General features: G+C 43.7%; 22 protein-coding genes and 1 pseudogene. 5 read left to right on the top strand and 18 right to left on the bottom strand.

Going from position 1 to position 24911, the window contains the following annotated elements; all coding sequences use genetic code 11:
• Window positions 1-207: 207 nt before the first annotated feature.
• The 9 genes from cysI to ACGTN9_RS20590 form a co-directional block, all read right to left on the bottom strand.
• A complete protein-coding gene (gene cysI / locus ACGTN9_RS20550; RefSeq protein ID WP_499596371.1) occupies window positions 208-1923 on the bottom strand; it encodes an assimilatory sulfite reductase (NADPH) hemoprotein subunit in 1716 nt (571 codons plus the stop codon).
• A 35-nt stretch (window positions 1924-1958) separates the two neighbouring features.
• Window positions 1959-3800: an assimilatory sulfite reductase (NADPH) flavoprotein subunit gene (locus tag ACGTN9_RS20555; RefSeq protein ID WP_499596372.1), complete on the bottom strand. Its 1842-nt coding sequence runs from the start codon at window positions 3798-3800 to the stop codon at window positions 1959-1961.
• A gap of 63 nt (window positions 3801-3863) precedes the next feature.
• Window positions 3864-4667, bottom strand: coding sequence for a uroporphyrinogen-III synthase (locus tag ACGTN9_RS20560; RefSeq protein WP_499596373.1), 804 nt, complete (start codon window positions 4665-4667; stop codon window positions 3864-3866).
• The gene (locus tag ACGTN9_RS20565) at window positions 4664-5323 is read right to left on the bottom strand and encodes an NAD(P)-binding protein (RefSeq protein WP_499596375.1); all 660 of its coding nucleotides are present in this window, start codon (window positions 5321-5323) and stop codon (window positions 4664-4666) included. The genes ACGTN9_RS20560 and ACGTN9_RS20565 overlap by 4 nt, the downstream gene beginning before the upstream one ends.
• The gene (locus tag ACGTN9_RS20570) at window positions 5313-6071 is read right to left on the bottom strand and encodes a sirohydrochlorin chelatase (protein ID WP_499596376.1); all 759 of its coding nucleotides are present in this window, start codon (window positions 6069-6071) and stop codon (window positions 5313-5315) included. The genes ACGTN9_RS20565 and ACGTN9_RS20570 overlap by 11 nt, the downstream gene beginning before the upstream one ends.
• A gap of 22 nt (window positions 6072-6093) precedes the next feature.
• Window positions 6094-6870: a uroporphyrinogen-III C-methyltransferase gene (gene cobA, locus ACGTN9_RS20575; protein ID WP_499596377.1), complete on the bottom strand. Its 777-nt coding sequence runs from the start codon at window positions 6868-6870 to the stop codon at window positions 6094-6096.
• Window positions 6871-6921: 51 nt separating this feature from the next.
• Window positions 6922-7515 (bottom strand): adenylyl-sulfate kinase, encoded by a 594-nt coding sequence (gene cysC / locus ACGTN9_RS20580; protein ID WP_499596399.1) that lies wholly within the window; start codon window positions 7513-7515, stop codon window positions 6922-6924.
• A gap of 5 nt (window positions 7516-7520) precedes the next feature.
• Window positions 7521-8678 (bottom strand): sulfate adenylyltransferase, encoded by a 1158-nt coding sequence (gene sat, locus ACGTN9_RS20585; RefSeq protein ID WP_499596378.1) that lies wholly within the window; start codon window positions 8676-8678, stop codon window positions 7521-7523.
• Between the two features lie 30 nt (window positions 8679-8708).
• Window positions 8709-9443 carry a phosphoadenylyl-sulfate reductase gene (locus ACGTN9_RS20590; RefSeq protein WP_499596379.1) on the bottom strand — a complete coding sequence of 245 codons (735 nt, stop codon included), beginning with the start codon at window positions 9441-9443 and terminating at the stop codon, window positions 8709-8711.
• A 349-nt stretch (window positions 9444-9792) separates the two neighbouring features.
• Between ACGTN9_RS20590 and ACGTN9_RS20595 the strand changes: the two genes are divergently transcribed.
• Complete coding sequence (locus tag ACGTN9_RS20595; RefSeq protein ID WP_499596381.1) at window positions 9793-10698, top strand: sulfite exporter TauE/SafE family protein; 906 nt, start codon at window positions 9793-9795, stop codon at window positions 10696-10698.
• 123 nt (window positions 10699-10821) lie between these two features.
• Here the strand turns inward: ACGTN9_RS20595 and ACGTN9_RS20600 are convergent, their stop codons facing one another.
• A complete protein-coding gene (locus tag ACGTN9_RS20600; protein WP_499596382.1) occupies window positions 10822-11400 on the bottom strand; it encodes a nitroreductase family protein in 579 nt (192 codons plus the stop codon).
• A 341-nt stretch (window positions 11401-11741) separates the two neighbouring features.
• Here ACGTN9_RS20600 and phoD point away from each other — a divergent pair, with 341 nt between their 5' ends.
• Genes phoD through ACGTN9_RS20620 form a run of 4 tightly spaced genes read left to right on the top strand, consistent with a single transcriptional unit; the run spans window position 11742 to window position 15937 of the window.
• Window positions 11742-13490 carry an alkaline phosphatase PhoD gene (phoD, locus tag ACGTN9_RS20605; RefSeq protein WP_499596383.1) on the top strand — a complete coding sequence of 583 codons (1749 nt, stop codon included), beginning with the start codon at window positions 11742-11744 and terminating at the stop codon, window positions 13488-13490.
• 11 nt (window positions 13491-13501) lie between these two features.
• Window positions 13502-14236, top strand: coding sequence for a twin-arginine translocase subunit TatC (tatC, locus tag ACGTN9_RS20610; RefSeq protein WP_499596384.1), 735 nt, complete (start codon window positions 13502-13504; stop codon window positions 14234-14236).
• A 26-nt stretch (window positions 14237-14262) separates the two neighbouring features.
• The gene (locus tag ACGTN9_RS20615) at window positions 14263-15699 is read left to right on the top strand and encodes an alkaline phosphatase PhoX (protein WP_499596385.1); all 1437 of its coding nucleotides are present in this window, start codon (window positions 14263-14265) and stop codon (window positions 15697-15699) included.
• A gap of 19 nt (window positions 15700-15718) precedes the next feature.
• A complete protein-coding gene (locus ACGTN9_RS20620) occupies window positions 15719-15937 on the top strand; it encodes a twin-arginine translocase TatA/TatE family subunit (RefSeq protein ID WP_085505876.1) in 219 nt (72 codons plus the stop codon).
• A 413-nt stretch (window positions 15938-16350) separates the two neighbouring features.
• Here the strand turns inward: ACGTN9_RS20620 and eno are convergent, their stop codons facing one another.
• The 8 genes and pseudogenes from eno to ACGTN9_RS20660 all read right to left on the bottom strand — a co-directional run.
• Window positions 16351-17637: a phosphopyruvate hydratase gene (eno, locus tag ACGTN9_RS20625; RefSeq protein WP_499596387.1), complete on the bottom strand. Its 1287-nt coding sequence runs from the start codon at window positions 17635-17637 to the stop codon at window positions 16351-16353.
• Window positions 17638-17663: 26 nt separating this feature from the next.
• Window positions 17664-19202, bottom strand: a complete 1539-nt coding sequence (gene gpmI / locus ACGTN9_RS20630; protein ID WP_499596389.1) for a 2,3-bisphosphoglycerate-independent phosphoglycerate mutase — start codon at window positions 19200-19202, stop codon at window positions 17664-17666.
• On the bottom strand, window positions 19195-19956 hold the full coding sequence (gene tpiA / locus ACGTN9_RS20635) for a triose-phosphate isomerase (RefSeq protein WP_499596390.1): 762 nt from the start codon (window positions 19954-19956) through the stop codon (window positions 19195-19197). The genes gpmI and tpiA overlap by 8 nt, the downstream gene beginning before the upstream one ends.
• 17 nt (window positions 19957-19973) lie before the next feature.
• Window positions 19974-21155, bottom strand: a complete 1182-nt coding sequence (locus ACGTN9_RS20640) for a phosphoglycerate kinase (RefSeq protein ID WP_499596392.1) — start codon at window positions 21153-21155, stop codon at window positions 19974-19976.
• A gap of 178 nt (window positions 21156-21333) precedes the next feature.
• Window positions 21334-22341: a type I glyceraldehyde-3-phosphate dehydrogenase gene (gap, locus tag ACGTN9_RS20645; RefSeq protein ID WP_499596394.1), complete on the bottom strand. Its 1008-nt coding sequence runs from the start codon at window positions 22339-22341 to the stop codon at window positions 21334-21336.
• Window positions 22342-22384: 43 nt separating this feature from the next.
• The gene (locus tag ACGTN9_RS20650) at window positions 22385-23416 is read right to left on the bottom strand and encodes a sugar-binding transcriptional regulator (protein ID WP_499596395.1); all 1032 of its coding nucleotides are present in this window, start codon (window positions 23414-23416) and stop codon (window positions 22385-22387) included.
• Between the two features lie 147 nt (window positions 23417-23563).
• A complete protein-coding gene (locus ACGTN9_RS20655) occupies window positions 23564-23806 on the bottom strand; it encodes a glutaredoxin family protein (RefSeq protein WP_499596397.1) in 243 nt (80 codons plus the stop codon).
• 953 nt (window positions 23807-24759) lie between these two features.
• Window positions 24760-24911: pseudogene (locus ACGTN9_RS20660) on the bottom strand (transposase); the annotation flags it as partial.

Here is a 24911-nt window from a genome sequence, read left to right on the forward strand (position 1 = left end):
GTTTGCCTTCAAATCCTCCGCACGTTACCTCACGGTAACGCACTATTTGTCAGCTAATGCTTACCGGCTGAATCGGTGCATTCGGGACTCTCACCCTGTAGCGCATGTGCTGCCACTCGCAAAAAAGGAAGGCAGTTTAACCTATGCTGCCTTCCTTTTTTTTAACCTACTTATGCCTTTCATTTCCGCTTTTAAATGCGCACTGGTTCATTTGTGAAAATCGAGACCTGAATGCACTTCCTCTACATAACCTGCACGGATAACAAAATCTCCGAACCGTTCTTTGTTCTCTTTCTTCTCTGCATAGTCGAATAAAATAACTTTTAATTCACCAAGAATTTCTTCTTCTCCTATATTTTCACGATACAGTTTATTCAATCGGTCGCCGGTAAAACTGGCACCCAGGTACATATTATATTTACCTGGCGCTTTCCCAATGAAGGCAATCTCGCCCAGAGCAGGGCGTGAGCATCCATTAGGGCAACCGGACATACGAATCACTATTTCTTCCTCTTCAAGACCCGCTTCCTTAAGAATACCTTCGATTTTATCCAGCAGCACAGGCAGATAACGTTCCGACTCAGCCATCGCCAAACCGCATGTAGGCAGAGCCACACAGGACATGGAATTTCTCCGCAGCGCAGAGTTCTCTTTGCCATCAGTCAGACCATATTTTTGTACCAGGGAATTGATTTCGGACTTCTTTTCTTCCGTTACATTTGCAATGATTACATTCTGGTTCGGAGTCAGCCGAAAATCGCCAGTATGGATTTTGGCAATCTCCCTTAGCCCTGTCTTCAGGGACTGTTCTCCGATATCCTGGATCCTTCCATTCTGGATAAATAAAGTCAGATGCCATTTCCCATCCCCTTTTATCCATCCATAACGGTCACCGTTATTTTCAAAATGATACGGCCGTTTTTCCTCCAGTTCCCATCCCAGTCTTTCATTTAATTCCTGGATAAGCCAATCCACTCCACGTGCATCAATCGTATATTTAAACCGGGCGTTCTTCCGTTCGGACCGGTTTCCATAATCGCGCTGGATGGTAAGGATGGTTTCTGCAACTTCAGTAATTTTAGCTGCAGGACAAAAGCCGATTACCCGCCCCAGCTGAGGATACGTGTTTGTATCTCCATGGGTCATGCCCATGCCGCCACCGGCAGTAATATTAAACCCTTTCAGTTCACCTTCTTCCACAATTGCAATGAATCCTAAATCCTGCGAAAAGACATCTATATCATTGGAAGGAGGAACTGCGATCCCTATTTTGAATTTTCTTGGCAGATAGTATTGACCGTACATTGGCTCTATTTCTTCAGGTGCTCTGCTATCAGCTACTTTTTCCTCATCCAGCCAAATTTCATGATAAGCTTTCGTTTTCGGAAGAAGATGATCGCTTAATTCCTTTGAGAGATTATATACCTCTGCATGTGTTTCGGACTGGTATGGCTGAACATTACACATGACATTCCGATTGACATCTCCACAAGCAGCAATGGTATCCATTAGCGACTGGTTCATCTTTTGAAGACTTTTCTTCATATTCCATTTTAAAACACCATGCAACTGAAATGTCTGGCGGGTGGTCAATTTTAGCGTCCCACTTGCATAATCATCCGCTATCTCATCCATGGTAAGCCATTGCTCAGGAGTTGCTACGCCTCCTGGCAGACGGACACGCACCATAAATTGATAAGCTGGTTCAAGCTTTTGCTTTCTACGTTCATTGCGTACATCCCGATCATCCTGCTGATAGCTGCCGTGAAATTTTAACAGCTTGGCATCTTCATCCCCTATTCCCGCTGTAATCGGGTCGGAAAAGCTCTCCGTAATTGTACCCCGCAGGTAGTCGCTTTCTTCTTTTATTTTTTCCATTTCACTGGGTGGGCCATGGCGATGCTTAGATTTCTGATCTGTCATTACCTAAACTCCTTTCCCTTTATGTCCCTGTTTACCTAGTAAACGTCACGCTGGTATCGTTTTTCCTGTCTCATTTTATTTAGATATTCTTCCGCAGCTTCTTTCTCCATACCGCCTTCCTGTTCTAATACGGTCAGCAGGGCATTTTGCACATCATGAGCCATATGTTTTTCATCACCGCATACATAGATGATGGCTCCTTCGACCAACCATTGGTAAAGCTCTTTGCTTTTTTCCAGCATCCGATGCTGCACATAGACTTTCTCCTCTGTGTCCCGGGAAAATGCAACATCCATCCTGGTAAGCACACCTTCCTTCAGCCACTTCTGCCATTCCGTCTGGTAGAGGAAGTCTGATCTGAAATGCTGCTCACCGAAAAACAGCCATGTTTTTCCTTCTGCATCGATTTCCTCCCGCTCCTCCAGGAAAGCCCGATAAGGTGCCACCCCTGTTCCTGCCCCGATCATGATGATAGGTGTATCAGGGTTTTCCGGAAGTTTGAAATTAGGGTTATGCTGAATATAAACAGGAAGCGTATCGCCTGGCTGGGACCGTTCTGCACATTGGACGGAACATACACCCGAACGGCTTCGACCGTGAGCATCATACCTTAATGCTCCAATGGTAAGATGGACTTCTTCAGGATTAGCTTTCAAGCTGCTCGCAATCGAATACAGGCGAGGCGGTATTTTCCGTAATATAGTCACGAACTCCTGTGGGGAAGCTTGCAGTTTAAAATCCTGGATAAGATCAAGAAGATCTCTGCCTTCCAGATACTCTTTCAAATCTTCTTTCCGTTCAGGTTCAAGGAGTGTTTTCAACTGCTCCTTACTAGTTAGCTCTGCTGCCTGTTCCAGCAAAGGCTTCGTCAGCCGGGTAATTTCAAAAAAGGAAAGGAGCGCTTCCCGAACGGATCTTAATTCCCCTTGTTTATCTACCTGCACCGATTCTTCTGGATTCCACCCCAATGCTTCCATAAGCTGATCGACCAGGACTGGATCATTTTGCGGAAATATCCCTAAACTGTCGCCTGGCTCATACGCAAGATTAGAGCTTTCCAGATCCAGTTCCAGATGTCGTGTCTCTTTATTTGAGCCTCTGCCATTCAGGTTCAGGTTCTCTAAAATTTCCGCATCAAATGGCTTTTTTCTTGAATAGACTGGTGCGGAAGATGAGTCTCCTCCAGTTGTTTGAGGTACTGGAGTATTTCCTTGCTCATTCCGACTTTCATTCAATTTGGTTAATACACTTTCAAACCATTCATCCGCAGAATCTTCGAAATCTACATCGCAATCAATACGTGGATGAAGCCTTTCCGCTCCTAATTCCTCCAGACGTTTATCAAAATCTTTTCCTGTCTGACAGAAATATTCGTAGGAACTGTCTCCAAGGGAAAGGACAGAGAAACGGACATCTTGAAGCTTTGGAGCCCGTTTACTATGAAGAAACTCATAGAATGAAAGAGCATTATCCGGTGGATCTCCTTCGCCATGGGTACTGGCAATGATCAATAAATCCTCGGCATCCTTAATGGATTTTGGTTTAAAATCGTCCATGGAAGAAAGTGTGACGGTAAAATCTTTTTCTTCCAATTTTTTCGTCAATTCATCTGCAAGCCCCTGACCATTCCCTGTTTGGGAACCAAAAAGGACCGTCACTTCACGGGTAGCAACCGCTGGATCCTGAGCAGAAGCAGGTGTAGCAGATACCCCTTCCCGGACAGGCGCTTCCATTGCAGCTGCTGTTTCTCCACCAAAAGAAGCAGCCAGACAACCGCTTAACCATATTTTCTGCGCCTCTGTCAATGTTGGCAAAAGGCGGTTCAGATGTTCTACCTGCTCTTTAGTAAATGGACTATTCTCTACCTGAAACTGCAAAACTATCCACCTCACAAAAAATAATCATTATATACGGCACACGATGCTTAACCTTTAACGTACTCATAGGCTTCGTGCTTGCCGGTAGTGGTGCTCAATTGCCACAACCATCGCCCCCATTTTAGAATCCACGGGCTGAAGGACGTCAGTAATGCCTTGGGCCGACAGCTCACCCGCTGTCACTTTCCCGATAGCCGCTGGTAACACTTTATGGTTGAAAGCTTTTACTAGAATTTCGCGGCCTGAATCGTCATTGAATAAGTTCCTGACCTGGGTTTTACTAGTGAACACAACGGTATCCAAATAGAGATCAGCAATGTCGCACTTCAGACTCCTCACCACTTCCTTCAGCGGCTGCTCATAATAATAAGGCTGTGAAAGATAAACAGAGTTTCCGAGATGCTCCAGGGCATCTTTCAATCTGGCATCATCCTGGTTATAAGCCTGCAAAAAAACATCTCCCCGATTGGAGTCTGTATGAAAAGCTGACAGAAGGTTTTCCATTGTGCCATCTGAAGAAACACGTTCTGCCTGAAGTGCATTCTCCTTCAGCCATTGCATCGTTTTCTTTCCTCTGACTGCCAATTTAGTCTGGTGTAATTTATTGAGAAATTCTTTATGGACCCCTGCTTTTTTTGCTGCATCTCCAAGGATAGCTGCCCCAATCCCTGTGGTTAAAACCATCCAATCAAACTTTTTTTCGAGGAAGTCATAAATGTTCTTTCTGCTTGTGTCCTCATTCAGATGCTGCATTCCCTGCAACGGGTAGACGACGGGGATCCCGCCTTTATTCCGAATCATTTTGCTGATGACTTCGGCTTTTCTCTCTGCGGCTATCCCGATACGTTTTCCTTCCAGACTACTCACATCTCTCCACCTCCTTCTGCCAGTCTTTCTAACCATAGGATGGTTTGCTGTTGTTTTTCTTCTGTCATAAATGATTCATCTAAGAGTTCATGAAGAAATTGGCGCTTCTCCTGTTTAGTAAGAGGACAATTCTTAACCAGTTGCCGGCACTCATATAAAAAATCCACATAAGATTCATAATCAGGTTCAAATTGATGTTCCAGCTCTTCTTTTATTCTGGAAGTAAGTATAGGACTGGCGCCATGAGTGGATACGGCAAGCGTCAGTTTTCCCCTTTTCAGAAAAGCAGGAAACTGGACATTCCCCCCACTCGCTTGCCCAGCCGCATTCACGAGCGGCACCTGATAAGACGATGGAAGTACAGACATATTGACGGACGGGTCATCCGTTGCCACGACGGCCATAAATGCTCCTTCCAAGTCACCGGGTTCAAAAAGCTTCTTCTTCCAATTGACTTTTTTCTGTTCCCACGCCTTTTCTAATTCCGTATCCAATGCTGGACTGATGACCGTAATTACAGCCCCGCCCTGGAGGAGCACCCTGGCTCTTTTAACTGCCACCTTTCCTCCCCCGACAATGACTACACGCCTGCCTTTGAAGTCGATCATCAGTGGCTGAAAATCAGCTTCTTGCTGTTTTGTGAAATCACTCGGCACGACCTTTCCCCTTTCTCTCCATGATGACTTCGTTGACTCGTTCCGCTAATGCTTCAACCATCATTGGATGATTGCCGAGATGGTTGCTTAAAATCACATGATGACCGGACTCCTGATACTCCTTAACTTTCTTCTCCATCGACTGTATTAAAATACCGGTGAACCAGAGATATGGGACAACAATTGTCAGGCTGTAACCTGCTTGAATGGACTTTTCCAGCCCTTTTTCAAAAGAGGGCTGACAGGCAGCCAAATAACAGACATCTATATTGCTTCCACCCAATCTTTGGCGAAGCTTCTCCTGAATATTCTGTATTGCCATAGTCGTTTCGGGATTTCGGCTTCCTCTGCCTACCAGGAGAATATTAGCATTCGGGGGAACAGGGTCACGCGTTTCTTTAATACGATCGACTAAAATATCGATCAGCCGATCCTGCACTCCCAGCGGCTTTCCGTATTGAAATTCTATTTCAGGGTACTTGTTTTTCGCTGCTTCGATTTCCTTAGGTAGGTCCGTATAATAATGGCCTGCACGAAGCAATAAGACTGGAATAACCGCAACCTTATCTGCTCCCTTTTCCACCAGAAGTCTAATCCCTTCCGCCATATCCGGCTGAGCTAATTCCAAATAACAGATTTCCTGAAGTCCGATACCAACTTTATGCTGAACGGCTTGAATGCAATCAACCACTTGCCGTCTTGCCTCCGGGACCCGACTGCCATGGCTGACGTATAGTATTCCTTGCATAATAACCGGACCTCCTTAATTCCTACCCCACAACAGAATTGACAGCCTGTGTTTCCTCTGGATTTAGCTGCTCAAACCATTGCAACTGATCACGAAGCTTTACGACTTCGCCCACAATGATCATGGACGGGTTACTGATTCCTTCCGCTTTTTGTACGATATCTTCCAGCGTTCCTGTCACTGTGACCTGATCCTCGGTTGTACCCGCCTGGACAAGGGCCACAGGTGTTTTACTATTACATCCGTTGCGAATCAGCAGCTCACATATTTTTGGCAGTTTTTTTACACCCATATAGATACAAAGCGTATCCATGCATTTTACAACGTGCTTCCAGTAAGCTTCTTCTTCTGAACCGAGCTTGCTTACTCCGGAAATAAAAGCTACAGAAGAACTGTAATCACGATGGGTGACAGGGATTCCGGCATAAGCGGGAGCAGCCACCCCTGAGGTAACGCCGGGTACTATTTCGAAGGGGATCCTTCTTTTGGCCAGCTCCCTCGCTTCCTCTCCTCCTCTGCCGAAGATAAATGGGTCGCCTCCTTTAAGACGAGTCACTGTTTTTCCCTGAATTGCGAACTTGCAAAGCAGTCCATTTATGGTTTCCTGGGTAAGTGAATGATTATCAGGACTTTTCCCACAGTATATAAGTTCAGCGTGAGCCGGAGCTTCTTCAAGCAGTTGTTCATTGATCAGCCGGTCGTATAATATTACATCTGACTGCTGGATTACTTTCAGTCCTTTTACTGTAATCAAATCAAGATCCCCAGGACCTGCCCCGACCAAAAATACTTTTTTCATCGTAAATGATCACTCCTTTTCCCCCAAACCAATACTTATTATTTGGCAACCTTACAGCCATTCATTTTTCTCGAGAAAAGAAATGAGCTGCTCTGCACATTCATCTACACTGTATGCGTTCGACTCCAGTACCAGTTCTGGTGAATCCGGTGCTTCATATGGGGAATCAATTCCCGTAAATCCTTTTATTTCTCCAGTTCTTGCTTTTTGATAGAGGCCTTTTGGATCCCTGGACTCACATTCGGATAACGGACATTCCACATGGACTTCCAGGAAGTCTCCTTTCACAAACATGTCACGCACACGTTCTCTGTCTTCCTGGTAAGGAGAAATGAAAGCCGTCAGTACAATTGTTCCGCTATCTGCAAACAGTTTGGCGACTTCCCCGATCCTCCGGATGTTTTCTTTTCTATCCTCTGGCTTAAACCCCAAGTCAGTATTCAATCCATGCCTAATGTTGTCTCCATCCAGGATATAACTTTGAATTCCGCGCTCAAACAACTTTTGGTTCACTCGGTTGGCAATACTTGATTTCCCTGAACCAGACAACCCGGTCAGCCAGATGACTCCGCTATGATGATCATTTTTATCCCGATAGTCTTTCGTATTTACGGAAGCTTGGTGCCATACGATATTCGATCCCAATCGGCTCACCCTTCCTGTCCTTGTTTAACGGCTTCCCTACGCTTCAACCCTTCGATCAGTGTTTCTGCAACTTCCGGACGACTGAAAGTTTTTGGAGGTTTTTCTCCGTTTCTTAGGAGTTCACGCACCTTAGTCCCCGATAGAATCACATGATGGTCATCTTCATGAGGACATGTTTTATGGGAAGCCATCGCTTCGCAGGCAATGCAGTAAAAGCTATGTTCGAAAAATAGGGGTGTAATTCCCAGTTCTTCCTCTTCAAATTGACTGAAAATCTTTTGGGCATCATAGGTGCCATAATAATCTCCCACACCCGCATGATCACGTCCGACAATAAAATGGGTACACCCAAAATTTTTGCGGACAAGCGCATGGAAAATTGCTTCCCTCGGGCCTGCATATCGCATTGCGGCATTAAAGACTGCCAGTGTGACGCGGTTGGAAGGATAATATTTTTCCAATAGCACCTGATAGCTTTTCATTCGTACATCACTTGGAATATCATCACTTTTCGTCTCGCCGACCAATGGATTCAGGAACAGACCGTCCACAATTTCCAATGCTGCTTTTTGAATATATTCATGTGCACGGTGAACCGGATTTCTTGTCTGAAAGCCGACCACCCGTTTCCAGCCGAGCTCTTTGAATAATGCCCTTGTTTCAGCTGGATCCAGGTAAAACTTGTTGTCATGTTCCCGATTGGGACGCTCAACTAATTGAATTTTCCCGGCGACATAAAAATCAGGCCGGTCATATAATTTCTTGACTCCTGGATGCTGGTATTCTGTAGTCAAATAAACTTGCTCTGCTTCCCTCTCTTTATCTGGCTGATAAATCTCTTCGATTTCAATCCGTCCATAAACGGTCTCATCCTTACGTAACTCTGCTGTTACTCCTGGATTTAAACTTTCTGCCTTTTCCTTAGAAACTGGTAAAGTGATGGGGATACTCCATGGTGTTCCATCCGCAAGCCTCATTCTTTCGACCACAGATTCATAGTCTTTTTTATTTAAATAACCTTCTATTGGACTGTAGGCACCAGTAGCAATAAGTTCAAGATCGCTTAAAGCCATAGCATCCAGTTCTATACTTGCTGATGCTTCCGACCCGTTCTTTTTCAGCTGGTTCACGAGCTTTCCTCCATGGGGTTCAATTAGTGTCATGAATGATTCCTCCTTCTGTTAGATTAATGTCTATTTCTGTTCTTCTGAGGGAACATGAAGACCACATTCTGTCTTGTTAAAACCGCTCCACCTTCCAGCTCTTGAATCCTCTGTTCCTTCAACAGCAAAGGTGCAGGGAATACAACCGATGCTGGGATAATTTTGATCATGAAGTTCGTTGTAATCCAATTTATTTACTCGGATATAATCCCATACTTCATCCCAGGTCCAATGGATAAGCGGACAAACCTTAATGGATTTGAAGCGTTCATCTTTATTGACAAAATCAGTCCGGCTCCGGCTTAGGGATTGCTCCCGCCTCAATCCGGAAATCCACGCATCCACACCGCTTAGGGCTTCCTCAAGAGGCTTTATTTTCCTGATATAACAGCATTGATCCGGATTCTTTTTCCAAAGCGCTGAACCATGCTGTTGTGATTGCTCTTCCAGTGTCAAATCAGGCTTTTTCATATGAATGACCAGGTCAGGATATCTTTTTTTCACTTTCTCAATCAGGTCATACGTTTCCTGAAAATGAAGGCCGGTATCAAGAAATACAATTTCTGCATCGCTTTTCACTTTTGCAATCAAATCTATTAAAACAATACCTTCTGCTCCGAAGCTGCATGCGTAAACAAGAGATTCACCATAAGACTCATAGGCCCACTGTAAGACTCTGTCTGCGCCTTTTGTGGCATCCTCAGGCTCCCAGTATTCAAAGGGGTCCCCAGCGAACCCCTCATAGGTAATAGCAGGTTTAATCATTTTCTCCCTCCTATCAAGGAATTAATTATTTGTTGGCAGGGTAGCAGTGGCCAGCTGTCCGTCAAATAATTGTTAGTTGATTAATCCGATAAATTAACTTGGTTTTAAGGGTTGGTAAACATGATATGTGGAATTAGAAATAATGTCAATAGATTTTTAGAAAATTTGAGTTATTCACTTTTTTATTAACGGATCCACCTTGACAAGCGCTGGTTTCTCCTTTAGATTAATACCTATTATTAAAAATCCTTTTTCTCCTATCACGATTTCTTGTGTTGGAGGATTTTTTTAGCACTTAATCCCGACTAAACTCATAGGTTTAGTATAAATAGAAAGGAAGAGGACATATATGAGGAAATTGATGATTTTTACATTGGTAGGATTTTTTGCCCAGTTAATTGACGGTGCTCTCGGCATGTCTTATGGATTAACTTCATCCACATTATTGATTGCATATGGAGTAGCTCCAGTGGTGGTCTCTTCCTCTATCCATATGGCTGAAATAGCTACCACAGCAGTTTCCGGTTATTCCCATTACAAATTCGATAATATAGATAAGAAAATAGTTCTGCCACTAATCATCCCTGGTTCGATCAGCGCTTTTCTGGGAGCTGCCTTTTTGAGCAGTCTTCCCGGTGAGAAGATCAAACCATATATTTCTATCTTCCTCCTCCTTTTAGGTGTCTACATTGTAGTTCGGTTTTTACTCATGAACACATCCAGCGAAAAGCTAAGAGAGGTTCCTGTTAACAAATGCTTTCTGTACCCTTTAGGTGCTTTAGCAGGATTTTTGGATGCCGTTGGCGGAGGAGGCTGGGGGCCGATCAACACACCGGTCCTTCTTTCCAGAAAAGGAGCGGTTCCCAGAAAAGTAATTGGTACAGTGGATACAACTGAATTTGCTATTACTATCTCTGCCACATTAGGATTTTTACTATTCTTAGGTTGGGAACAGCTTCATTGGTTATGGGTAGTATCCTTTATGATCGGAGGGGTAGCAGCAGCGCCGCTGGCCGCATGGCTTGTACGAATCGTCCCGCCATTCATACTTGGAGTAGGGGCTGGAGGTTTTATTATTCTGACTAATTTACGGTCTCTCCTGCTTGCATTAAATATATCGGCAGACCTTATGGTTTTGATTTATATCGTGATGATACTAGGATGGGTGACAGCTATTATCGCCTCAATACGGAAAAATTTTCATTTCCAAAAAAGAGAAAGAATGGTGGAGTCCAAAGGAGAAAATTTCGGGTGAAAAAAGGTTGTTAATAACACCTGCTGAGTATACACAGAAAGAGTAATAAGAGTAGAAATCTCAGCAGGTTTATTTTCGAACACCCTTACAGTAATTTTAAAGAGTGCTTCTAATATTTAATTGTCAATCATTAATGAAATTCACTTTCTGTTCGACTGGTGTCCGTTTTTTTGGCTGAGGTATTCTATCTGGATAACCCATCTGTAATACCGAAACTATTTTATAAACTTTAGGATCGATTCCACAAGACTTGGAGAATTCCCTATCATAGATATAGGGATTTGTAGTCCATAGTACCCCCACTTCATGGCTCCATGCCAGCAACTGTACGTTTTGAATAAAAGCACAGACAGCAGCATAGTCCTCTTCAAATAATCGGAGGTTCTTTTCTTTTTCCATATAAATGATAGCGTGGTGCGGGATAGAAAGCAGATGTTCTTTTATACCTTCCATGAGCTTTGCCTGTTTCTCTTTATCATATCCATCCGCATACCCCAAACGCAGATAACTTTCTGTAACCTGCTCAGCATAAGATGCTACCGCTTTATTTTGGATAATATGAACTTCCCAAGGCTCTTTCATGCGGTGTGTCGGTGCCCATGATGCCCCAGCAAAAATTGATGTCAGCTTGCTTTCTTCCACATTTCGAGATTTAAAATCATGAATTGACCTTCTCTGTTTAATTGCGTCATAGATTTCCATCCATTCCACCCCTTCTGTCTATCAATAAAGTGAAAGTAACGGAAACATAGAAAAATGTCAAAACGTTATGAAAAAATAATTAAAGTTATTGTTTAGATAATGTTAAAAATATCAGGCAAAATTGACCGAGACATATCTCCTCATAACGACAAAAAACCCACTACTAAAATACTAGGATTCCGTCTGAATTGTTGAAAAATAAATTCAGGTACCTCATTTTTCCTGAGTTTTTATATCTACCTTTTCATTCCTCTATTTACATTACTTAACAGACAGTTAAAAGTCACCAACTATAATGGCAATTGTTCCAAACATTTCACACATGGAAAGGGGCTAATGTCATGACTGAAAAAAGAGTAATGGACGATTTGATCCGTCGATTGAATGAGGAAACATTACAGAAGGATGTCGACCGAAGAGGATTTTTACAAGGCGCTGGTAAAATCGCTGGAATATCTCTCGGAATAGCGGTTGCTCAATCGATGGGAGGCATATCTGTCGAAGCACAGGAAGAAGAGTTCGAAAGCTATCCGTTTACGCTCGGCGTAGCGTCAGGTGATCCACTTTCGGACAGTGTCGTTTTGTGGACAAGATTAGCTATCGACCCATTAAATGGCGGCGGCATACCTGAACGTAACATAGCTGTCAAATGGGAATTGTCAAGGGATGCTCACTTCCGCGATATTGTGCAGCGTGGTACTGAAGTAGCCAGTCCACAACTTGGACACTCCATTCATATTGAAGCTGAAAACCTGGAGGCGGACACCGTCTACTACTACCGTTTCAAGGTTGGAAGAGATTTCAGTCCAGTCGGAAAGACTAAAACACTTCCAAGGAACAATGAGGCTGTAACAAGCCTTTCGTTCGCTTTTGCTTCCTGCCAGCAATATGAACATGGCTATTACACTGCCTATAAACATATGGCAAAAGAAGATCTGGACCTGGTGTTCCATCTCGGTGATTACATTTACGAATATGGCCCGGATGAATATGTGGCTGCTACCGGCAATGTACGCACCCACAAAGGGCCGGAAATCATGACATTAGAAGATTACCGCAACCGTCATGCTCAGTATCGTTCCGACAAAGACTTGCAGGCTGCTCATGCTGCCTTTCCATGGGTAGTGACCTGGGATGATCATGAGGTAGAAAACAATTACGCTGATACAATTCCTGAAAAGGGACAATCAGTAGAAGAATTTGTTCAACGACGTATCGCTGCCTACCAGGCTTATTATGAACATATGCCGCTCCGGAGATCGTCCATGCCACATGGACCAGATATGCAATTGTACCGAAACTTTTCCTATGGAGACCTGGCAAATTTTTATGTATTAGATACTCGCCAATATCGTTCTGATCAGGCGAATGGAGATAAAAGTTCTCCTCAGACAGAAGAATCACTTGATCCTTCGCGAACATTACTAGGCGACAAACAGGAACAATGGCTATTGGACAATCTCGGCCAGTCGCAAGCACATTGGAACGTACTGGCTCAACAAATTTTCTTCGCTAAGCGGAATTATGGTCCGAGCCCTGAAGAACCTCGTTACAGCATGGACAGTTGGGATGGCTATGTGCCAGCCCGACAGCGGGTTACCGATTATGCAAGCAGCATCGACATGGACAACCTCATCGTTTTGACTGGAGATGTTCATGCCAACTGGGCATCCAATCTGCTGGCCGACTTTGATGATTTGAAATCTCAGGTTCTTGGTGCGGAATTTGTCGGAACCTCGATTACATCCGGGGGAAATGGAGCCGATAAACGTGCAGACACTGACCGTATTTTAGAGCAGAACGATCATATTAAATTTTTCAATGACTACCGCGGATATGTTCGCTGTGAAGTCACTCCTACTCAGTGGAGAACAGATTACCGTGTACTTCCCTTTGTATCCAAACCTGGTGCAGACATTTCCACCCGGGCATCTTTTATTTACGAAAAGGATCAAGCTGGCCTCAAGGAAGTATCAGCAACCATCGTTCCAGAAGGGAAGCAGTCATCCAGTGAAGTGGAAGATGATCGACATAAAGCTCATGATCGCGCCCATAAAAAACAATCAAAAACAGAAAAACAACTGAACTAAAGGAGTAAGCTATGTGTGAAAATAATCAGCAGCTCATCGGCCATTTAGAAGAACTAAGGAACCGAATAATCATCACACTTGTGTCATTCATCGGATTTCTTATTACTGGGTTTATTTTTGTCAAACCAATATATGAATGGTTGATTAGAGGACTGGACACACAATTGGCTGTGCTTGGGCCAAGTGAAATTCTATGGGTCTACCTGATGCTTGCCGCCGTGTTCTCTATGACGGCGACCATACCAGTAGCAGCATTTCAGCTTTGGCGGTTTGTTGCGCCTGCATTGAGCCGGGAAGAGCGAAAAGTGACACTCCGGTTCATTCCGGCTATGTTTTTTCTTTTCCTGTTCGGTCTTGCATTTGGGTATTTCCTTTTATTCCCTCTCGTTTTAGGGTTCTTGACCTCGCTTTCTGCAGGTCAATTTGAAATGATGTTCACTGCCGATAAATATTTCCGTTTCATGCTGAACATGACTGTGCCATTTGGACTGCTATTCGAAATGCCTTTAGTTGTATTGTTTCTGACTAGGCTTGGCATTCTGAATCCGATTCGGTTAAGGAAAGCAAGAAAGTTCGCCTATTTTGTTATGGTAATCGTTTCTGTTTTGATTACTCCCCCGGATTTTTTATCGGACGTGCTTGTCATTCTTCCGCTTTTGACACTATATGAAATTAGCATCAGTTTATCTTCATTTGTATACAAAAAACGTTTGTCAGCAGAGTCATCCAGCCAATCTGCGGCCTAAGGCCATCTTAACTAGGAGGTAAGGAAATGGGAAAGAACAAAAATATGAATCGTCGGGACTTTTTAAAGGCAGGCGGCATAAGTACAGCAGCAATCGCTTTAAGTTCAACAGGTCTTTTTTCATTCACTCAATCCTCAGCCCTGGCCTCATCGAAAACAGCCAGGAGCTCTTTCAGTGGATATGGGCCATTAGTCAAAGACCCTGGCGGCGTCCTCGACCTCCCTCAAGGATTCCAATATCGGATCATCTCGGAGGAAGGCGGATTTATGGCAGATGGGCGCCCGATACCGGAAAAATTTGATGGCATGGCAGCCTTTCCAGGACAGAACAACTCTACCGTACTTGTAAGGAATCATGAGTTAAGCGGAAATACGAAGTATCCAGTCATCGGCAGGAACCCTTATCAAAGAGAGCATACCGGGGGTACAACTGCATTAGTTTTAGACGCCAACCGTAAAGTCCAAAAAGAATATGTTACCTCTTCAGGCACCATCCGCAATTGTGCAGGAGGGGCCACTCTGTGGGGAACCTGGTTGACTTGTGAAGAAACGTTAGAGGAAGGACATGGGTATGTTTTCGAGGTCGATCCATCTGATCCAGAAAATAATTTGTCCAGGACCCCAATCCGCGACATGGGTGCTTTTTCCCATGAAGCTACCGCGATCGACCCTGCTACTGGAATCGTTTATCTGACAGAAGATGCCGGGCCAAGCTATTTTTATCGCTTTATTCCCCATGACAGAAGTCAACGGATCGGTGCTTTACAAAAAGGCGGCGTCCTGCAAGCTGCTGCTATGGAGCAAATGAGCTCGGATCATTCCAGTGATTTTTATACTGGTCAACGATTTGGAATAGTTTGGAAGGATGTCGACCCAGAAAAGCCTACCATGGAAGCTAGTCAAAAAGGATGCATTCCATTCAGTAGACTCGAAGGTGCTTATTTTGAGGGAGGGGTCTTCTGGTTTGACGATACTTCTGCAGGTGATAATAATCTTGGACGTGTTTACCGTTATATTCCCGCTACTAATACATTAGAGTTGTTCTACGAGTCTACTGAATTAAATGATTTAGAAATGCCGGACAACATTTGTATTACTCCATGGGGAGATCTTTGGATCGCGGAAGACGGCGGCGGAACCGACCGAATAATCGGAATGACCCCGGAAGGTGAAACGTATGTATTTGCCGAAAACCGGCTGAACGGTTCAGAACTTGCAGGTCCTACTTTTTCTACCCGAGGGGACACTTTCTTTGTCAATATCCAGACGCCAGGCATCACCTTTGCCATCTGGGGACCATTTGCTCGTAAAAATGCTGGAAGACAACGACAGATGGGACATGCTGCACCGCCGGAACAATATGCACCGAAAGTATCGGATAAGCTGTCAGCGGCTGCTGAGGTGGAAGGGATGTCAAATCTGGAAGCAGCAGCCTTCCAACGCCATGGCATGCCTATTTTATAAAACTTCGGAGGTGTAATAAATGTTATCAAATATCGGAATTCCAGGGTTAATCCTTGTACTAGTCATCGCTTTAATTATCTTTGGGCCTTCCAAACTGCCGGAAATCGGCAGGGCATTCGGTAGCACATTAAAGGAATTCAAGAATGCAACTAACGATCTTGTAAATGGAGAAGATAACTCCAAAGAAAAACAACAGCTTAAAGCTGTAGAAAAAGACGACCAAAAAACTGGAAGTTAAGGAAAAGCGGATACCATATCCGCTTTTTCTTTTGTATTTTATTTTATAATTCGCTCTGTTAAACCTCCGTGTGGATTTTCCAATCAAAGGTCCAAATTGCTTAAGACTCAGTTTCAAGATAGTTGGACCCGTTACCATAAGAGGAAAAGGATGGGCTGGCAAGACCCCGCAAAGCGTTAGCTTGAGGAGGCTTGCCGTCTTCCCAGCGGAAAGCGAATCCTTCCCCAATGACCCTAAATTCCTCACAATTATCTCGAAATCAATTCTTCGACTTTCTGCCCTTTTGTGGACTAAATCACTTATGAAAATGTTGTTTTTACTGTTATTAAGAGTTTACAAAAAAAGCTTGCAGAAAAACCAGAAGTTTTCCTGCAAGCTGAGTATATCGTTATTAACAGTTTTTTATAAAACCATTATTTGTTCAAGTTATAGAAAGCTTTGTCGCCAGCGTAATTTGCTGTACCAAGAAGCTGATCTTCGATACGAAGAAGCTGATTGTACTTCGCTACGCGGTCGGTACGGGATGGCGCACCGGTTTTGATTTGGCCGGCATTGGTAGCAACAGCTATATCAGCAATCGTTGCATCTTCTGTTTCACCGGAACGGTGGGAGATGACTGCTGTGTAGCCAGCTTTCTTCGCCATTTCAATCGCTTCGAAGGTTTCTGTCAACGTACCAATCTGGTTCACTTTGACAAGGATAGAGTTGCCGATTCCTTCTTCGATACCGCGGCTAAGCTTCTTCGTGTTTGTTACAAACAAGTCGTCGCCGACAAGCTGGACACGATCGCCGATACGGTCAGTAAGCATCTTGAAGCCTTCCCAGTCGTTCTCATCAAGGCCATCTTCAATAGAAACGATTGGATACTTGTTAATCATTTCTTCGTACCAATCAACCATTTCTTCAGAAGTACGGACTACACCTTCGCCTTTCAGGTTATACTTTCCATCTTCGTAAATTTCAGAGGCAGCAACATCCATGGCAAGTTTCACTTGCTCATCCGGCTTGTAGCCAGCTGCTTCGATGGCTTCAATAATGGTAGAAAGTGCTTCTTCGTTGGATTGAAGGTTCGGAGCAAAGCCGCCTTCATCACCTACACCTGTGTTGTAGCCTTTTTCTTTCAATACCTTCTTCAAGGAATGGAAAATTTCCGCTCCCATACGCAAAGCTTCACGGAAGTCCGGAGCACCTACTGGCATAACCATGAATTCCTGGATGTCGACGTTATTGTCTGCGTGCTCGCCGCCATTCAGAATGTTCATCATTGGAGTAGGAAGTGTCTTGGCAGCGAATCCACCAAGGTACTTGTACAATGGAAGACCGACAAAGTCAGCCGCTGCATGAGCTGCTGCCATGGAAACACCAAGAATGGCATTAGCTCCTAGCTTTCCTTTGTTTTCTGTACCATCAAGTTCCATCATCAAGGCATCGATGACTACCTGCTGGGTAACATCCAAGCCTAACAATTCTGGTCCTATTTTTTCGTTGACGTTTTCAACTGCTTGCTGGACACCTTTACCAAGATAGCGATCTTTGTCTCCATCACGCAGCTCTACTGCTTCGTATTCACCAGTAGAAGCACCGCTCGGTACTAGTGCAGAACCGAATGCACCTGATTCTGTATAAACCTCTACTTCAATTGTCGGGTTCCCGCGGGAGTCCAGGACTTCGCGTGCATAAACATCTGTAATATATGGCATTGAAAAACTCTCCTTTATCATGGAATTTATTTTTTGATTAATGATTCACCAGTCATTTCTTTTGGCTGCTCGACTTCAAGCAGTTCTAAAAGCGTCGGTGATAAATCAGCGAGAATGCCGCCTTTCCGAAGCTCCAGCCCTTCTTTTGTCACAATGACCGGAACAGGATTGGTCGTGTGAGCCGTCATCGGCTTTCCTTCAGTTGTAAGGACTTCATCCGAGTTACCATGGTCAGCAGTAATAATAGCATGTCCACCTTTTTCATGGATTTTATCCACTACTTTACCGAGACATTCATCAACTGCTTCAATCGCTTTAATTGTAGGTTCGAGCATACCTGAATGTCCGACCATATCTGGATTGGCGAAATTCAAAATAATCGCATTGTGCTTATCTGCATCTAGTTCCTTCAATAATGCATCCGTAACTTCATAGGCACTCATTTCAGGCTTAAGATCATAAGTGGCTACTTTTGGAGAATCAATCAGAATCCGCTCTTCTCCAGGAAACTCAGCTTCACGGCCGCCGCTCATAAAGAAGGTTACGTGTGGATATTTTTCAGTTTCAGCAATCCGTAGCTGCTTCAAATCATTCTGAGCCAGTACTTCCCCGACCGTATTATCGAGGTTAACGGGTTCATAAGCAACTTTCCCATCAACCGTCTCACTAAATTGGGTTAGTCCTACGAAATGCAGATTCTTCGGTGCTTTTTCGCCACGATCGAAGTCACGGAAGTCTTCGTTAGCGAATGTCCGGGAAATTTGAATAGCACGGTCCGGGCGAAAATTGTAGAAGATTACGGAATCTTCATCTTCAATTTTTGCTTTCGGATTCCCTTCCTCATCTACTATAACAGAAGGGATAACAAACTCATCATAAATTTCATTTGCATAGGAGTCATCGACGACTTCCATCGCACTGTTATAAGTTGGACCTTGACCATAAACCATCGCATCATAAGACTTCTTAACACGATCCCAGCGTTTATCACGGTCCATGGAATAATAGCGACCGGAAATTGTAGCAATTTCCCCTACTCCGAGCTCTGCCATTTTGTCTTCTGTCTGCTGGATATACTTCTGGGCAGATTTTTGACCAACATCACGACCATCCAGGAAACCATGGACATATACTTTTTCCATATCATGTCTGGCGGCAAGTTCTAATAAGGCAAATAAATGCTCAATATGACTGTGGACACCACCAGAAGACAGCAGTCCGAAAATATGCAAAGCTTTATCATGCTTTTTTGCATGTTCAATAGCATTGACAAATGCTTCATTTTCGAAAAAATCGCCTTCTTTAATAGACAAGTTTACGCGTGTAAGGCTTTGATAGACGATACGGCCGGCACCGATATTCAAATGTCCTACCTCGGAGTTTCCCATTTGTCCTTCAGGCAGCCCAACCGCTTCCCCTGAAGCAGTCAGCTGGTTGTGAGGAAACTGATTCCAGTAGCGATCGAAGTTTGGTGTATTGGCCATTTTGACTGCGTTCCCTTTTTCTTCATCGCGCAGTGCAAAGCCATCTAAGATGATTAAAGCTGCCAGCTTGTTATTACTCATGCTTACCTGCCTCCACCAATTTTAGGAATGAATCAGCCTCCAGGCTGGCTCCGCCTACTAATGCGCCATCAATATCAGATTGGCCAAGCAGCTCATCGACGTTTGCCGGCTTGACACTACCGCCATATTGGATACGTACAGCTTTTGCAGCTGCTTCTGAAGAAAATTCTTTAACAACGTTACGGATATGGCTGCATACTTCATTTGCATCTTCTGCAGAAGAAGTTTTGCCTGTTCCAATAGCCCATATAGGTTCATAAGCGATAATGACTTGTTGCACTTGCTCATCACTAAGGCCTTCCAGTGCATTTTTCACTTGTGCTTCGACATGGTTCATCGTTTCATTATTTTCACGCTGTTCCAATGTTTCACCAACACATACAATTGGTGTCAGGTCATGCTTGAATGCAGCGTGGACCTTTTTGTTTACGTCCCCATCTGTTTCACCAAAAAGCTCTCGACGCTCGGAGTGGCCGAGTACGACGTAAGAGACTCCCAGGTCCTTCAGCATTACCGGACTTACTTCGCCAGTGAAAGCACCGCTTTCTTCAAAATGCATGTTTTGTGCGCCAACTTTTAAAGGAGTACCTTCCGTTTCTTTAACTAGCGTGTGAAGAAAAGGGTATGGTGCACAAACAACGGATTCTACTTGATCTTCACTTGGCACTTCATTTTTGGCAGCTTGTACGAATTGCTCTGCTTCATTCAATACTTTGTTCATTTTCCAATTTCCTGCAATCACTTGTTTACGCATATGCTCACCTCTCCTTTTTACTTATCGTTCAATAAAGATACGCCAGGCAGTTCTTTTCCTTCCATGAATTCCAGAGAAGCTCCACCGCCGGTAGAAACATGATCCATCTTATCAGCATAGCCGAATTTTTCTACAGCTGCTGCAGAATCTCCCCCGCCAATCACTGTGTAGCCTTCTGTCTCTGCAAGTGCAACCGCTACATCTTTGGTTCCATTGGCGAAGATTTCATATTCGAACACTCCCATAGGTCCGTTCCAGATAACCAATTTGGATTCCTTTACTACCTTACTATACTTTTCCCGTGTCTTCGATCCGATGTCAAGCGCTTCCCAGTCAGCTGGAATGCTATCAATCGCAACCTCTTTTGTGTTCGCTTCACGAGAGAAATCATCAGCTACAATGACGTCCTCCGGCATTAAGAAGTTGACATTGTTATCTTCAGCTTTTTGCATGAATTGTTTTGCCAAATCAAGTTTATCTTCTTCAAGCAGGGATTTACCGATTTCGTACCCTTTTGCTTTCAAGAAGGTGTAGGCAAGTCCCCCACCAATGATCAAGTTATCGACTTTATCAAGCAAGTTATCGATGACACCGATTTTATCTTTAACCTTAGCTCCACCAATGATAGCTGTGAACGGCCGCTCCGGATCAGAAAGAGCCTGGCCAAGAACATTCAACTCTTTTTCCATCAGGAAGCCTGCTACGGCCGGCAAGTGTTTAGCTACCCCAGCTGTAGATGCATGGGCGCGGTGTGCCGCACCAAAAGCATCATTGACATAAACATCCGCCATAGCTGCGAACTCTTTAGCCAATGCTTCGTCATTTTTTTCTTCTCCAGCTTCGAAGCGGACGTTTTCAATCAATAATACATCGCCGTCTTTCATATCTTTGATAGCACGATTGACTTCGTCCCCGTATACTTCATCAGTTTTAGTTACTGTACGGCCGAGTAAGTCGCTCAGACGCTTAGCAACCGGATCCAATCGAAGTTCATCATGAGCCTCTCCCTTTGGCCGGCCTAGATGGCTGGCAAGAATGACTTTTGCTCCGTCTTGAACTAAATGCAAAATTGTCGGCAATGCAGCCTTGATTCGAGTGTCGTCGGTAACTTCTCCATTGCTCATCGGTACATTGAAGTCAACGCGGCAAAACACTTTCTTTCCTTGCACCTTGATATCACGAATCGTTTTCTTATTCACAGGGGTGGACCTCCTTTAAATAGTAAAAAACTGGGTTGCCGCCACTTCCTTATGGCGAAAACCTTCGTATTTCTGATACCTTAATTCTTTATAAAATCATCATGAAAAGTGATAAAGGAGGAGGATTATGGACCTCCCCCTTTTACTTTACATCATATTCTTCGACTCTAATCCAGCATTAAAGTCCTTTTTCTTTAAGAAATGCAGCCAGATCGACACAACGGTTGGAGTAACCGAACTCGTTGTCGTACCAGGAAACTACTTTAACCATGTTATCTTCAATAGCCATCGTAGAGATAGCATCAATAATTGAAGAATTAGTGTTTCCATTATAGTCGCTGGATACTAGTGGTTCTTCACTGTAACCAAGAATGCCTTTCAAATCGCCTTCTGCCGCTTCTTTAAGGGCAGCATTAACTTCTTCAACAGTAACATTCTTATCAAGCTCTGCTACCAAGTCCACGATAGAAACGTTTGGAGTTGGTACACGCATAGCCATACCATTCAACTTGCCATCCAATTCAGGCAATACTTTTGCAACAGCTTTTGCTGCACCAGTTGTAGTAGGGATGATGTTTTGTGCAGCAGCACGGGCACGACGGTAATCCTTATGTGGCAGGTCAAGGATTTGCTGGTCGTTAGTGTAAGAGTGTACGGTTGTCATCATACCACGCTTCAAGCCGAACTTGTCGTTAAGCACTTTTGCAAATGGTGCCAGGCAGTTCGTTGTACAAGAAGCGTTAGAAATAACGTGATGGTTCTCTGGATCATAATCAGAATCGTTTACACCCATAACCATTGTAAGATCTTCTTCTTTAGCAGGCGCAGAAATAACTACTTTCTTAGCACCAGCGTCCAGGTGTTTCTTCGCATCTGCACGGTTTGTGAAACGACCAGTAGATTCGATGACAACTTCTACACCAAGATCGCCCCAGCCTAGTTGTGCAGGGTCTTTTTCAGATAGTACAGTAATTTCTTTTCCGCCAACGACAAGGTTACTGCCGTTTACAGTTACTTTCTCTTCAAGTTCACCATGTACTGTATCATATTGCAATAAATGGGCAAGCATCTCTGCGTCAGTCAAGTCGTTTACTGCAACCACTTCTACATCGTTATTGTTTAAAGCGGCACGGAAGACATTACGTCCAATACGTCCAAAGCCGTTAATACCTACTTTTACTGTCATTATAAAATTCCTCCTTGATAATGGTTGTTTATTGAAAATCTATTTAAAGGGAAGTTTCTTCCCTTAAAAGCTTTTGAGCCGCACCTTCATCGGTGATAAGCACATTACTCTTCCCAGGCTTAAAATAGGAAGCAATCGCCCGGGCTTTTGATTCTCCTCCCGCAACAGCAATTACCTGCTGGGAATCTGTTAGATCCTCCAGCTGCAGTCCGACCGTCCGAGCTTTATGAACAATCTCACCTTGCTGGTTAAAATAATATCCAAACGCTTCCCCAACCGCGTGACCCTGCTTGATTTTTTCTACTTGCTCAGGCGGAGTCTTTCTTCTTTCTGCCATAGTCAGGGCGTTTCCAATCCCGTGGATGACGGTGTCAGAACTCTTGATCAGGTCAAGAATTTCTTTAATAGACGGCTCGGACGTTATCGAGTGGTAAGTATCTTCACTCAATGGGTCCGGCACATATAAGAGGCGGTAATCACCTTTTGCTTTCCTGGCCATCTCCACACAAATCGTGTTGGCTTGATTTTCAACTCTTTCCCCTAAACCGCCTCGCGCTGGAACGAACAAACAATCCGGCGCTCCAGTGAGTGGGGTCATCATCTCGGCAACCGCCGCCATGGTAGTACCACCGGTTATCGCTATCGTGCTGTTCGATTCGAGGATACTTTTTAAATAGTGGACACATGCTCTGCCCATTTCCTGTTTCACCCATGGCAGTTCATCGCTGTCACCAGGAACGACCACAACATGGTCTAACTTTAATTTTTCCCTTAACTGCTTTTCTAAAACCCTGATTCCTGAAACCTCTTTGATGAAATCAGCCAGCTGCTCCAAAACCATTTTGCCATCACCAGTGATATGCATTCCTTTTAAGGTAATAGCGATGAAGCCTTCTTGGTTAAGGAAGTCGACCTCGCTACGGATCGTACGTTCCGCAAGCTCCATATTTTCTGCCAAACTTCTTCGTCCGACTGGTTCCATCAGTTGGATATAATGCAGGATTTGATACCTGCGCTGCATAATATCGAGTAAATCAGGGAAAAGTTTCTTTTGTAAATCAATTAAAGCTCTCATGGAAAAGCCCCTTCAAATATAAGAATTCCACCTCCGGGATATTTTCGTCCCGACTAGTCAGATTTCGTCCCACGCAGAGCAAAAAAATATTTTCTACATGATTAAATATAACAGTACCCAAATCATGCCGCAAGTGAAAAAGACCAGCTATTTTTCTTGTAAACGCTCTCTTAGCGAAAAAATATCAATTTGTTCACAATTTAATTCTTCATCGCCAATTTTAACGACAGGTATTTCAAATTGATACCTTTCCAGCAGTGCATCATCTTTATAGATATCTTTTTCTAAAACTGTGAAATTATAATCTTTTTTTAACATTTCTAATAATTCTTTTGCATCATCACAAAGACAGCAGTTCTCTTTTGAGAATAAAATTATTTCTTTCAACACCAGCCACCCTCTTCTCACGTAAGTTTTGAACTTACATTAATAATGTACCACCTATCATTATACATAAAACTCCGTTTAATTTTATTACACAATAGTAAATTATGAGGCCCCCTGTCCGCAATACAGTTTAACAGAAGCAAAATAAAAAGGACGCTATGAAGCGCGTCCTTTTTGATCATATAAACCCAATTCAATTTTAGTATTTTTTGATTCCAGAAAGCTCAACAGTTCTTTTGCCCTTTTATCAGGGCTTCTTTTCAGTGAGGCGTAGTTAAAAGATAATTTAAGTTGGGAAGCCATATCAAAGATATGGATACGCCGATCTTCAGATATCTGTTCCGTATACAAAATTTTGTAACGAAGTAATTTCGTTTTCAACACCCCATTTTGTGCGACTGTTATTCAGTCATCATGATTTATCTTCTACTTATCATAACATGGTTTCAACTTTATAAAAACATCTGTTCGTTGACGATTGTTTTACAATATCCGTAATATTTTCCAATCGATTTGTTACATCTCAGTGTTGATTTTACACTTAAGCTCCCAATTGCTGAAGACTCAGTTTCGAGAGAAACTGTTTCCGTTACGGTTGTGAGCGTTTAGAGGTCCGGGAAATCACTCGCTTTCCATGGGGGTACGGTGAGCTTCCTCGGGCTAAAGCCCTGTGGGATCTCACCATGTACTCTACTCCCATAGGAGTCTCGCAATTTCCCGGTCCTCCTTGCGTTTATATGAGAAACGGAAACATCGGGAGGCAGAATCATTCCCACATAATAACAGCTGCAAAGAGGGATTATTTCCTGCATCATTGGGCTTTTCAAGCAGTAAATGTGGAAGATATCTTCTTATAATATAGGGTTCGTTCATCAAAATACGGATAGGGTGGCGGGGAAACGGTGCATAACCGTCAAGCTAACAATGAGTGTTGCGAAAAGAGAGTTATGACCGATCTCTTTTTCAATATTTTTCCAACCATCTTTCGAACTACCCAACCAAAACTTTGTCTGGCTTGGAACCCTGCTTATATAGAAAGCTCCCATCTTCTCGATTTCCTTGATAAGGCTTGCCGAATAATACCCCAAATCACGCAGAAGAAGATCAC

The sequence above is a fragment of the Halobacillus sp. B23F22_5 genome (genome assembly GCF_043497085.1).
GTDB lineage: Bacteria > Bacillota > Bacilli > Bacillales > Halobacillaceae > Thalassobacillus.